Below are 11,885 nucleotides of genomic sequence, written 5' to 3' on the forward strand. Positions count from 1 at the left end.
TAAGAAAATGCGGTGAGTCAATATCCAATTAGTGTGAATTAATTCTTTTTAAGTTAAAATGGTAAATCATCGTCTTCGTTTACACTGCTGCTGCTGGATTGTGGCTCGCTGTAGGAATTAGTCGTTGTTTCTTTTTGCTCTGAAGCAGCCGGAGCTTGTTGAGGTTTTTGCATTTGCTGCGCTGGAGCACTTTGTTCTGGCCCAACAGGTGTGGAGGCTTCGTTTTTAGGAGTTAAAAATGTAAACTCTTGCACTTGGATTTCTGTTGTGTAACGTTGCTGTCCATCTTCTCCAGTCCACTGTCTGTTTTTAATACGTCCTTCTATATATACTTTATCTCCTTTTTTTAAGTACTTTTCACAAACTTCAGCAGCTTTGTTTCTCACGACACAATTATGCCATTCTGTATTAGATACCCGTTCTCCTGTGCTGCGGTTTACATATTCTTCGTTAGTAGCAAGAGGGAACCTTCCTATGCAATTACCACCTTCAAAATATTTCATCTTCACTTCATCTCCTGTGTGACCTATTAGAATCACTTTATTAACGGTACCTGCCATAATTAGTTTGTATTGAATTTATAGAAATAGTGTTTTTTATGGTGTTTAAAAAAGTCGTCAAAGATATGAAAAACGCCCACATCGCTAGATCGTTAGGAGGTCTAATTTACGAAATACTTTTAGTTCCTTTGCCAGAATTCTTTCATAAATCGATCCATTAGAACATGAACTGGTTTTTCAAATGCTTCTTCTACAAAAACGGCAGTTTCCAGTTCTTCTTCCACTTTCACGATCCAGAAGTACGCGTGAATCTTTCTATGAGATAGTTTATGGATAATAGGTTGTTGGTTGTATGCGCTTTCGCGAAAGCGAGACTTACCCACAATATCTTTAAACACATCATGATCAGTAACCTCCTTTGATAATAGAGCCCCATTTGCTTCTATATAAGGAAACTCAAATAGCCCTGCCCAAATGCTACTGTTATCACGCTGGTGCATAATAGTTTTCCCAGTAGGAGTTTCTACGACCACATAATGATGAAAAAGGCTTTTCACCTTGGTTTTCTTTAATTTCAAAGGCAACTCTCCTATTCTATCCTCTTGAAAAGCCACACATTCCATTTTAAAAGGACAGGAGCTACAAACAGGTTTTTTAGGAGTGCATTGCAATGCTCCAAACTCCATAATCGCTTGGTTATGTGTTGCAGGATCATTTTGATTAAGCAGTTTTGTAGCAAGTTCCTTAAATTCTTTTACCCCTGAAGGAATATTTATAGGAGTTGACACCCCATACAAGCGGGATAGTACTCTATACACATTACCATCCACTACGGGAACGACTTCTTTATAAGCGAAACTTGCTATTGCTGCTGCGGTATAGTCGCCAACTCCTTTTAGAGCTAAAAGATCCTTGTAGTTATCTGGAAATTTAAGATCGTTCTCCACTATTTGTACAGCAGCTGCTTGTAAGTTTCTAGCTCTGGAATAATAGCCTAAACCTTGCCATAATTTAAGCACTTCATCTTGAGGCGCAGCAGCGAGTTTCTCTACCGTCGGGTAGGTTTTAACAAAACTTTGATAGTAAGGAAGGCCTTGTTGAACCCTTGTTTGCTGTAAAATCACCTCGCTTAACCATATAAAGTAGGGGTTTTCTGTATCTCTCCAGGGCAGTGTTCTTTTGTTAACTCCGTACCAATCAATAAGTTGCCTGGAAAAGTTCATAAAATGAGTAAATTTGAGACCCGCAATATATATCTTCTTAAATTTTAATCGGTTAAGGATTTCATATTTAGTTTTTTAGGGTATATTTGCACGCTATTTAAATTTAACCCTAATTAAATTAAATCTAACAAATGACTAAAGCAGATATCGTATCTAAAATTTCAGACAAGCTGGGAATGGAGAAGACTGATGTGCAGGCAACTGTAGAATCTTTCATGAATGAAGTGAAAGACTCTCTTGAAACTGGAGAAAACGTATATTTACGCGGTTTCGGTAGCTTTATAGTAAAGACTAGAGCTGAAAAGACTGGACGAAACATTTCAAAGAACACCACTATTAAAATTCCTGCTCACAATATACCAGCATTCAAACCTGCAAAGATATTTGTGGACGGAGTAAAATCAAACGTAAAAGTTAAGTAAAAAATATAAGAGATATGCCAAGCGGTAAAAAAAGAAAAAGACATAAGGTTGCAACGCACAAACGTAAAAAACGTCGTCGTGCTAATCGTCACAAAAAGAAAAAGTAGTCTTAGACTACTTTTTGTATTTTAATAGTTCTTTGACATAGAGTTACAAATGATAACTCGTTTTTTGTACAAGCAGCAAATTGCTTGTACTATATAATTATAAACATACTTTACTATTTCTAATCGTTAGAAAAAGTAAGGTTATAAACATTACAGGAATTATGGATAAAGAAATTATTATCCGTTCCAGTGCTACAAAAATCGATTATGCGCTTACTAAAAATGGTAGACTAGTCGAATTACATAAAGATGAAGAAAAAACTAAGTTTGCGGTAAGTGACATATTTATTGCAAAGTCACGCAAGGTTCTTTCTGGCCTCAACGCTACGTTTGTAGATGTAGGCTATGAAAAAGATGGTTTTTTACACTATCACGACCTAGGTGTTAAATACCTTACCCAACTTAAATTTACCAAACAAGTTTTGAGCGGTAGACGCAAAAATTTTACCCTTAAAGATATCAAATTTGAGAAAGACATAGAAAAACACGGTGCTATTGAAGATGCAGTATCGCCTACACAACCTATTCTTGTTCAAGTAGTTAAAGAACCTATATCAACCAAAGGTCCTCGTCTAAGTGCCGAGCTTTCTTTACCAGGTAGGTATGTTGTTCTCGTTCCATTTTCTGACCGAATTTCTATATCCCAAAAGATAGAAGATCGTGAAGAAAAAAGCAGATTAAAAAGACTTGTAAAAAGCATTAAACCTGAAGGATTTGGCGTTATTGTGCGCACAGTTGCTAAAGGTAAACTCGTAGCAGAGCTGGACCAAGATTTACAAAATCTTGTTGAAAAATGGGATACCATGTGTAATAAGATACACAAGGCACCATTCCCGACAAAGGTTATGACTGAAGTAAGTCGTACCAATTCCCTTATGAGAGATGTTTTTAATGATACGTACACTTCCATTGTCGTTGATGATGAAGAGGTGTTTCAAGAAATTAAAAACTATTTGAAAACTATTGCCCCACATAAAGAGTCCATTGTAAAGTACCACAACCCGAGAACCTCTGTTTTTGAAAAATTTGGTATCGAACGACAAATCAAAACATCATTTGGACGTACTGTTTCTATGAGCAAAGGTGCTTACCTTGTTATAGAACATACAGAAGCTATGCATGTTATAGATGTCAACTCTGGGAATAGATCTAATAAAGCTGACAGCCAGGAAGATACCGCACTAGAAACCAACATGATCTCTGCAACTGAGATTGCACGCCAGTTAAGGCTTAGAGATATGGGTGGAATTATTGTAGTAGACTTTATCGACATGCGCAAAGCAGAGAATCGCAAGAAACTCTATGAGCACATAAGAGATGAAATGGCAGATGACCGCGCAAAGCATAAGATCCTTCCTCCTAGTAAATTTGGTTTGATCCAGATCACTAGACAGCGTGTAAGGCAAGAAGTAAATATAAAAACTCGTGAGGAAAATCCTGACGGAAACGGACAAGAGATACAAGCTCCAATTCTCGTCATTCAGGAAATTACCGAAACATTAGAACGACACCTTAAAGCTGGTGTAAAAAAGATAACGCTGAATGCGCATCCTTTTATTGCGGCTTTTATAACTAAAGGTTATCCTTCTATCAGATCAAAGTGGTTTATGAACCACCAAAAATGGATCAAGGTAGTACCTAGAGATGCCTATACTTATCTAGAATACAATTTCAAAGATAAAGACGGTAACGATCTTACTTAAAAAGTTAACTAACTATAAAACGCCTACAGGCTTTGATCTGTAGGCGTTTTTTTGTGGGCTTTTCTGAGAATTTCGCTTTCGCTAAATAAAGCTTGAACTATCATACCCCGCAAACAAATTTAGAATACTGCTTTTATTCGCTTTACGATTATTTTACGAAAAATTCGATGCTAAATTAGTGCGAGAAAGAGGGGCCTTTTATATTCTAAACACAGCCGCACAAAAATGTCCTCTAATAATAGGTGTATTCCATTTTACTAATCGTTTGAGGAATGCGGTTTACTCTAATCAATAATTTGGTACAGTTTCCCTTTGTATCAAATTCGAGATACTCCATCTCAGAAATCTCAGTAAGTTTTTCCTGCTTATAGAAATTGGTGGTTTTTATCAGGTAACCGGCTTCATTGTATTGATTAGTATTGATTTCGGCCAGCTCACTGTCATCATAATAAGTAATCTCTTTTATAGTTCTTCCTTGTTGATCATATTCAAACTCCTTTCTTTCTGTTGGACTATCGTTTACTGGGTAATAGTACTCTTCTGTAATTTTAAATCCTTTTTCAAAGCGACTTAGTTTGATATAAGCATCTTCTTCCGTTTCCTCACTCACTGCTTTTTGCTCTATGACATGACCTTTATTATTAAATTGATAATAATAGTAGGTGGTAACATCTTGTTCCCCCTTAGAATTGAATTCCTTTTTAGTTTTTAAAAAAGAATCTTGATCGTATTTATATTCAAAACGTCGAACTAGGACACTATTCATAAACCATTGTTTCTCTATTGTCTTTCCATCTTTATCAAAACAGAAATACGTATCTATGGCTATAGCGACTGATTTGTCGTCCTGTTCGATGATTTGAGCTTCTATTTTTCCATTTTCTTGGACTGCATTAAATTGTTTAATTTTCAGGGTAGCCACGTGATTTTTCAAATGGAGCATTTTGTAATCGTTCCTTACTTGTGAAGTTGAACAGCTATTAAAGAGAATTAAGTAAAAAACAAAAAACAAAAAGCGATTAACATTCTTAGATAGTACCATGGAAGAAGGGCGGTTTAAGAACATCAATATACTAACAAACTTTTCTAAAATAAACAAGTACACTCTTTAATAGCGAGTACCTTTGCAAAAAATTGCTCTTTATGGAACCTAAAACACCATCACAATCATTTACTACGGTTACCGATATGGTATTGCCTAGTGAGACAAATCCGCTGAATAATTTATTTGGTGGTGAGTTATTGGCACGTATGGATCGAGCGGCAAGTATCGCAGCAAGGAGACATTCCAGACGTATTGTGGTAACGGCATCTGTAAATCACGTAGCCTTTAATAGAATGGTGCCTCTGGGAAGTGTAGTTACTATAGAAGCACAAGTCAGCAGGGCATTTAAGAGTTCGATGGAAGTTTATATGGACGTGTGGGTAGAAGATCGCGAAAGCGGCGAGCGCACCAAAGCAAATGAAGCCATCTACACCTTTGTAGCCGTAGATGACACTGGAAGACCTATTACAGTCGCTCCTATAACACCAGAAACTGAAATAGAAAAACAACGTTACGATGCGGCATTGAGACGCAAGCAACTGAGTCTTGTCCTTGCAGGAAAAATGAAAGCAAAAGACGCTACAGAATTGAAAGCACTTTTTGAATAAAAATTAGGTCTTATAAAAATCCTATAACTCCTTTAGGGTACTCCGACAAAGAATAAGGTTTTACTGAATTTATCAAAGTTGGTAGCACCCCATTCCCGCGCAGAAATTCTCGACTATAGCTCGAACTGACATTACAGAGCTTTGCTTTTTAAGAAACAAGGGTACCCTAATTGAGTCGACTCCGTATCCACGACTCCTGCTTTTATCCTAGCTCAGGCTGCGATGAAATCTGTAGGATGCATTCCTCTCCTAAAAAACTCATCTAATGCAAGTCTAAACAGAGAGCTGTTTGCTCTTGTGTCTATGCAAAAAAGTGGAAAGGAGAATAGACTCTCGATAATTATAAAAAGGCTTGTACTATAACTCCACCAAGCATCGGGACTCTTTCATTTACGCAATAGTAAGCAAATCTGAAATCGTTGATCTCCCATCCTTAATCCTTACTTTCTTGCTATCCATTGTGCTGGATCTATTGTTTCTGTGTCCTGCATTAAGACAAATTTCAGTTCTGTCTCTCCAGAGTTGGAGGTGAATATTTCTCCTATGATATCCTTAGTGTTGACGGTATCACCTTTTTCTACGCTTACTAATTTCAAATTGTCATAGATAGAAGTGTAATTACCGTGTCGTATGTGAACCGCTAGAATACCGTATTTACTCTTAGTAATACGGATGACTTCGCCTTCAAAAATAGCGCGCACTTTGGCACCGCCTGGACTTTGCATCCTCAACCCGTTTGAGTCTATGGTGAGCGACTTCACTACTGGATGTGGCTGTTTACCATAACGTCTGGATACAAATCCTTCTTCCACTGGCCATGGCAACTTTCCTTTGTTGCTTTTAAAATTATTAGCTAGGATTTTAGCTTCTGGAGTTAAGAAGAATTTGTTTTCCACAGTTCCTGTTTTCCCCTTATTAGAAGCTTTGATATCTGCAGCGATTAAAGCTCTTAATTCTAGATCTATTTTATTGCGTTCTCTTGATTTCTCCTTGATGTCAGCTGCGTATTTCTTTTCATTTGCCTGAACAACGGCCAGTAAGTCTACTTGCTCTACTTTATCTGTTTTAAGAGCTACTCGCTGTCTTTGATTGAGCGCCAACACACGGCTTTTTTCCTCTTTCTCACTTTCCAATTCTTTATTCTTATCAGCAAGCCCTGTTGACTTCAACGAAATCTCATCGGCTTGTTTTTTACGATAATTAGCATAAGTTTGAAGGTATTGAACTCTTTTATAAGCTTGTAAAAAATCTTCAGAACTCAGTAAAAACATCAAGCGACTTTGATCGTTTTTAGATTTATAGGCTTTTACAATCATTTCGGCATATTCTGCTTTCAATGCTTTAATCTCCACTTCCAGTTTCTTGATTTGAACCACATTAGATTTGATATTCCTGGTAAGCGTGTTAGCCTGTTTATTGGTAATATTAATGATCTCTTGCGTACGAGAGATTTTTTTATCAATAGTTTCCACGAGTAATACCATGGTTTTTTCTTCTTTCCGGACGTTCTTCAATAACCTATCGAACTGATTGATCTCTCTTTGGATTTCGGCTTTGCGTTCTTCTAGAACGGCTTTTTCTGATTGCGCTTTCGCGAATGCAAAACACAACAAAAACAACAGCAATAAATAAATATGCTTTTTCATCTAGAATTTGAATGGGCTATAGCCTGACGGCATGTTAAACGGAAAAGTCATCTCTTGATCAAAGTCCACACTTTTTAATTCCATTTCTACTTTAGAAATCCGGTCGCCTTGATGGGCATCAATTTTGATTTCTGAGGGAATGACCCTTCCATCCACAATTTGATACTCCGGATAATTCACCTTTAAAAAACTACCTTCAGAAGGCTTAGAAATAGATTGTTCAGAGACTTTAAAATCTGTAGGGCGCAAATTAAACATCTTGGTCATCACTGCAACCTGCTGAAACTGATATTCATTGTTTACAATGGTAAAATTCTTGTTTTCTAAGGGTTCCACCGCCTGTCCCAGTAGTAAATCTTCTAACTGCTCAAAGGTAATTTCTTCACCTAAAAAGTCGCTTATTAAACTAAAGTCGCCGTCAAAAGCTCTTTTATTCAGCTTTTCGTACAACTGAACTCGATCTGGAGTGATGTACACCTTTGCGGCCGTAATGCCAAAAAGTCCAGCGCTCATCCATATTTGTTTGCCCTTTTCCATACGTAAATTTACCGTGAAGGATCGGGTAGTTTTAGAATTGTCATAACTCACAGAAAGTCGCGAATTCATCGTTTTAAAATCGGTACGTGCCGCTTCATGGGCTTTTACCACCTTAGATTTTTTGGCCGTTGCTGTTGCATTATTTGCGGCTCGTTGTGTACTAGCGCAACCTGCAAGCAATAATAACAAGGCTATGGGAAGGAACTTCAAGTATTTCATTAGGTTTTTTTAGACAGCATTTTAACTTTAGAACGCATTTTTGCCGCTTTAGTTGTATCGTTTTTTTGATCGTAACTCCATGCGAGTTGCTGGTACATATCGCTTTCTAGCTTGGGCTCATCGAGTAAAAAGCTCAATCCAGTTTCCAGCTGACTAATAGCTATATCTGGCTCATTAAGATGGTTATGTGCTACGCCACTTAATAAATAAAGTAAGGCTTGTGCGGGAAAAACTTCCAAAGCTTGATCTATAACTTCTACAGCCTTGTTATAATCTTTAATATCGATACTTAAAAGCGCTACTTTTTTAACTAAATCGTAGTTCTTATCGTCCAGTTCCAGTCCTTTTTCATAGAAGGATACCGCTCTTACAGCATCTTTTCTCCTCAAATAATAATCTCCCAAAGCACTAAAAGCAGCTACATCTTCTACTTGATTTGCAAAGTCGTTTATGGCGTTTTGAATCTCTTGATCCTCTAGATCTGCTCCACCAGACTGTATGTAATCGTTGAGCACATTGATTTTAGTCTCTGTGTCAAACTGCACCGACTCAAAGACTTTTTGCATGCTTTTGATTCCTTTAGATGTTTTACCATTTTCCAAGTAAATCTTGTAAAGCGCCAATTGTGCTTTATCACTTTCGGGCAGGTTTTTTTCCAGTGCCTCTGCAACCTCTTGAACTTTCTCCGGATTATTTTTTTTGCTATACAGGTAGATCAGGTTGATATAAGCTTTCTCTTGTTTAGGATTTGAAGCAATCGCTGCTTCTAAATCTTCAATATTGCCGTCTCTGGCTTCATTTGTATCTAAGCGCTCTTGTATCTGTACTTTTAACTGAGTGCGTCGTTCTTCTTCCCCTAGACGCGTATCGAGCTTATTTATGATGGCCAGTGCTTCTTGATTTTTGCTCGCTCTCGCATACTGATAGGGCAATAACTCTTCGTAATTCTCATTGATTTTTACGAGCTTTTCTAAAACATTTAAGGATTTATCGTACTCTTTTTGCTTGTCGTAGACATCGTATAAGGTTTCCAACAGCCATTCTGTTTCACCTGCTATTTCTATGGCACGAGTTATTTTCTGTTCCGCTTTCGCGAAAGCATCACTCATCAAATAGTTTTTACCCAATTCAAATTGCACCGCTCCAGATTCTGGTTCCATTTTCTCGCAGGCCTCCAAATATTGAATCGCCTTATCGTGATTGCCTATGGCTTTTGCAGCGAGGGCATTGAAAAAATTATCTTTGAAATCGTCAGAAACATCTCCTAAGTCATCCACATTTACTTCATCAGAAAAGACTTCTTCCTGAGCAAAAACCAAATTGCCCAAGAAAATCATCGCGATAAATGAGTATGTTTTAAATAACCTGTTCATGTGTCGTTCTTTTCAAAAGTTATACCAAATAGGTCTCAAAATGACCCATTAAATGAGGTGTTATTCCAAAGTAGAATAGTCTCCTATACTAATTTTAGTAAACTTTCCATCATACTTTACGTGGCTGCCTATCATGGCCTCGTCTAAGGTAGCATTTTTAATGGTGGAATTCTTCTGGATCAAAGAGTTGGTTATCGTACAGTTTTCAATACGTGTTCCTGCGCCTATAGATACATGAGGTCCTACGGTACTGTTTTTGAGCACCACGCTGCTATCAATCACACAAGGCTGAATGATTTTAGAATCCTGTAAAGTAGGTTGTGAGTTGATTTCTTCACTTCCATCCTTTTCCATAAAAGTCATAATGCGTTGGTTGGTCTCTATCGCAACATTTTTGTTGCCACAATCCATCCACTCGTCCACGGTTCCCGTTTTAAAAATGTTTCCAGAGGCCATCATTCTTTTGATACCATCATTGATCTGGTATTCTCCACCATTGATGATCTCGTTATCGATCACAAACTGTAGTTCCTTTTTGAGGTCTGCAATTTCTTTAAAATAATAGATCCCAATAACGGCCTGATCGCTTACAAATTGCTTTGGCTTTTCTACCAGTTCCACTATTTCATCTTTGTCGTTTAGTTTTACAACCCCATAAGCTTCGGGTTGGTCCACTTGTTTGGTCCAGATCACCGCATCTGCTGCTGGGTCCAGGTCAAAGCTAGCTCTGATTAGAGTGTCTGCATACGCAACTACTGCTGGTCCTGAAAGAGATGGCTCGGCACACATGATCGCGTGACCAGTCCCTAATGGTTGGAGCTGTCTGTAAATACTGGCTTTTGCACCTAGACCATTTGCCAATTCTTCTAAACTTTTTACGACATCACCTCCAAAAAATGCTGGATCTCCCAGTATAAAGGCAATTTCTTCTAGTGGTTCTGAAAGAATACGCGCAATATCTTTTACCAATCGGTGAACGATAGGCTGATTTGCAATAGGAATTAATGGTTTAGGAACGGTAAGTGAGTGTGGGCGTAATCGTGAACCACGACCTGCCATAGGTACTATTATTTTCATCTTTTTATATTACTTAGTCTAAGTTAATATTATTGTCCGAACAAATCTTTTTGAAACGTTCTTGTTTATTTTCTTCTGCAAACATATCGTATAAATACCGCATTAGCTTTTCTGCATCTGCTGTATAAGGAGAACCTGATTCTATATAAAGTGCTCTTGCGTCGATGGCTTTTTGCAATGATTCTTCTATCCTTTTTTGATTCATAAAGATCAAAGCCAGTCCATAGTGACCTTCTGGATCCTTAGGATTAATTTCTAGGAGTTTTTGATACCAAAATATAGCGCTTTCAAAATCTTTCTTGTAGTTATAAGCTACTGCCATATTCATTAAGGAAGTAGGATTTAAAGAGTCTACTGCATAAGATTTTTTATAAGCCTCTATAGCCTTGTCGTACTTATTGATCAATCTGTAGGATCTTCCTAGATTATCCCAAGCAAACACAAATTTAGAATCTATATCCACCGCCTTTTCATAGAGTTTAATGGCTTTTTTGTAGTCCTTAGCTTCCATAAAGTCAATTCCCTTTAAATAGAATTCCATAGCCTTCTCATTGGTAGAATACGAGTTTAATTTCTCTTCATCATTAGAAAAAGTCACTTTTTCAATCGCAGCACAATTTTCTACCAGGTGGTCTGAAACCATTTTATAAAAGGATTTCATTTGTTCTACCGTGCTCAGATTTGCTTTCTTAGAAGAGATACTCGTAACGATTGCATTTGTAGTGCACTCCTTAATTAACAGGTTCTTTTCTTCTAGAGAAATACTGGTGGAGATTCTCCCTACACATTCACATGCTTCGCTAGATACATCTGGGACTAGGCTGTCTAAAGGTAGTATTGCTGTTGTATACGTATTATAGATATCACAGTTTTTTTGAAGCAATAACATAGTAGCTTCCATATCGGACTGATCGATACGTTCTATACCCGCCTCCGGATTTATGGTAATAGTGGTATCCCTTTGAGTATTGATTTGGGATAGCATTCCCGCTAGCACTGCTCCCTTAAGACATTCTTTATAGGTTTCCTGAAAGTTTTCTTTTAAGGACGCTGCTTCCGTATTTTCTAAACATTCACAGATCACAGCAGACATGACTTTATTTTTAGCTTCTACCTGTGCAAAGCTGCCTAGAGATAAAAGCAATAGTATAATAATTAGCAGGTTTTTCATAGTTATTATCTTTATAATCAAGTCATTCTATTTTATCTATTTAAATTTATTAGTGTTTTCAACACTATCGATTGTCTCTTCACAAATCAAGTTTAGTTGAGAATTGATGATCGTTATTAGCTTTCTTTTTTGTTGGGGCTTTATGTATTAGAGTTAGACTCGATCAGACATTTTTTGGTCTTATTTACGGAAATACGGTATGTAAAACAAGCTTTTTTCATAAGTAAAAAGGTCGCGACCAAGCTTGACAGAAA

General features: G+C 37.3%; 11 protein-coding genes. 3 read left to right on the forward strand and 8 right to left on the reverse strand.

All coding sequences use genetic code 11. The features are described 5' to 3' along the window. Positions 1-53: 53 nt before the first annotated feature. On the reverse strand, positions 54-560 hold the full coding sequence (locus F0365_RS04435) for a single-stranded DNA-binding protein (protein WP_169932586.1): 507 nt from the start codon (positions 558-560) through the stop codon (positions 54-56). Positions 561-679: 119 nt separating this feature from the next. After that, positions 680-1,723: an A/G-specific adenine glycosylase gene (gene mutY / locus F0365_RS04440; RefSeq protein ID WP_169932587.1), complete on the reverse strand. Its 1,044-nt coding sequence runs from the start codon at positions 1,721-1,723 to the stop codon at positions 680-682. 131 nt (positions 1,724-1,854) lie between these two features. Between mutY and F0365_RS04445 the strand changes: the two genes are divergently transcribed. Then, complete coding sequence (locus F0365_RS04445) at positions 1,855-2,145, forward strand: HU family DNA-binding protein (protein WP_169932588.1); 291 nt, start codon at positions 1,855-1,857, stop codon at positions 2,143-2,145. 268 nt (positions 2,146-2,413) lie between these two features. After that, positions 2,414-3,955 carry a ribonuclease E/G gene (locus F0365_RS04450; protein WP_169932589.1) on the forward strand — a complete coding sequence of 514 codons (1,542 nt, stop codon included), beginning with the start codon at positions 2,414-2,416 and terminating at the stop codon, positions 3,953-3,955. Between the two features lie 232 nt (positions 3,956-4,187). Here F0365_RS04450 and F0365_RS04455 read toward each other — a convergent pair whose 3' ends face one another. Then, positions 4,188-4,889: a hypothetical protein gene (locus F0365_RS04455; protein WP_169932590.1), complete on the reverse strand. Its 702-nt coding sequence runs from the start codon at positions 4,887-4,889 to the stop codon at positions 4,188-4,190. Between the two features lie 209 nt (positions 4,890-5,098). On the opposite strand from F0365_RS04455, the gene F0365_RS04460 reads away from it, so the two are divergent. Beyond that, positions 5,099-5,608 carry an acyl-CoA thioesterase gene (locus tag F0365_RS04460; protein ID WP_169932591.1) on the forward strand — a complete coding sequence of 170 codons (510 nt, stop codon included), beginning with the start codon at positions 5,099-5,101 and terminating at the stop codon, positions 5,606-5,608. Positions 5,609-6,048: 440 nt separating this feature from the next. Here the strand turns inward: F0365_RS04460 and F0365_RS04465 are convergent, their stop codons facing one another. From F0365_RS04465 to F0365_RS04485, 5 genes are read right to left on the reverse strand one after another with little or no spacing between them, the layout of a single operon-like run. Beyond that, entirely contained in the window at positions 6,049-7,254 is a 1,206-nt protein-coding gene (locus F0365_RS04465; protein ID WP_169932592.1) for a murein hydrolase activator EnvC family protein, read from the reverse strand. Continuing rightward, the gene (locus tag F0365_RS04470) at positions 7,255-8,010 is read right to left on the reverse strand and encodes a DUF4292 domain-containing protein (RefSeq protein WP_169932593.1); all 756 of its coding nucleotides are present in this window, start codon (positions 8,008-8,010) and stop codon (positions 7,255-7,257) included. After that, complete coding sequence (locus tag F0365_RS04475; RefSeq protein ID WP_169932594.1) at positions 8,010-9,383, reverse strand: tetratricopeptide repeat protein; 1,374 nt, start codon at positions 9,381-9,383, stop codon at positions 8,010-8,012. The genes F0365_RS04470 and F0365_RS04475 overlap by 1 nt, the downstream gene beginning before the upstream one ends. Positions 9,384-9,443: 60 nt before the next feature. After that, positions 9,444-10,460, reverse strand: coding sequence for a sugar phosphate nucleotidyltransferase (locus F0365_RS04480; protein WP_169932595.1), 1,017 nt, complete (start codon positions 10,458-10,460; stop codon positions 9,444-9,446). Positions 10,461-10,473: 13 nt separating this feature from the next. After that, positions 10,474-11,631 (reverse strand): tetratricopeptide repeat protein, encoded by a 1,158-nt coding sequence (locus F0365_RS04485; protein WP_169932596.1) that lies wholly within the window; start codon positions 11,629-11,631, stop codon positions 10,474-10,476. Between the last annotated feature and the right edge of the window lie 254 nt (positions 11,632-11,885).

Source organism: Nonlabens sp. Ci31, from assembly GCF_012974865.1.
Classification (GTDB): domain Bacteria; phylum Bacteroidota; class Bacteroidia; order Flavobacteriales; family Flavobacteriaceae; genus Nonlabens.

What these genes read in the sequence shown, in the direction of transcription:
- F0365_RS04435 (WP_169932586.1), bottom strand. Translation starts at nt 560, where the DNA reads ATGGCAGGTACCGTTAATAAAGTGATTCTAATAGGTCACACAGGAGAT.
- mutY (WP_169932587.1), bottom strand. Translation starts at nt 1,723, where the DNA reads ATGAACTTTTCCAGGCAACTTATTGATTGGTACGGAGTTAACAAAAGA.
- F0365_RS04445 (WP_169932588.1), top strand. Translation starts at nt 1,855, where the DNA reads ATGACTAAAGCAGATATCGTATCTAAAATTTCAGACAAGCTGGGAATG.
- F0365_RS04450 (WP_169932589.1), top strand. Translation starts at nt 2,414, where the DNA reads ATGGATAAAGAAATTATTATCCGTTCCAGTGCTACAAAAATCGATTAT.
- F0365_RS04460 (WP_169932591.1), top strand. Translation starts at nt 5,099, where the DNA reads ATGGAACCTAAAACACCATCACAATCATTTACTACGGTTACCGATATG.
- F0365_RS04465 (WP_169932592.1), bottom strand. Translation starts at nt 7,254, where the DNA reads ATGAAAAAGCATATTTATTTATTGCTGTTGTTTTTGTTGTGTTTTGCA.
- F0365_RS04470 (WP_169932593.1), bottom strand. Translation starts at nt 8,010, where the DNA reads ATGAAATACTTGAAGTTCCTTCCCATAGCCTTGTTATTATTGCTTGCA.
- F0365_RS04475 (WP_169932594.1), bottom strand. Translation starts at nt 9,383, where the DNA reads ATGAACAGGTTATTTAAAACATACTCATTTATCGCGATGATTTTCTTG.
- F0365_RS04480 (WP_169932595.1), bottom strand. Translation starts at nt 10,460, where the DNA reads ATGAAAATAATAGTACCTATGGCAGGTCGTGGTTCACGATTACGCCCA.
- F0365_RS04485 (WP_169932596.1), bottom strand. Translation starts at nt 11,631, where the DNA reads ATGAAAAACCTGCTAATTATTATACTATTGCTTTTATCTCTAGGCAGC.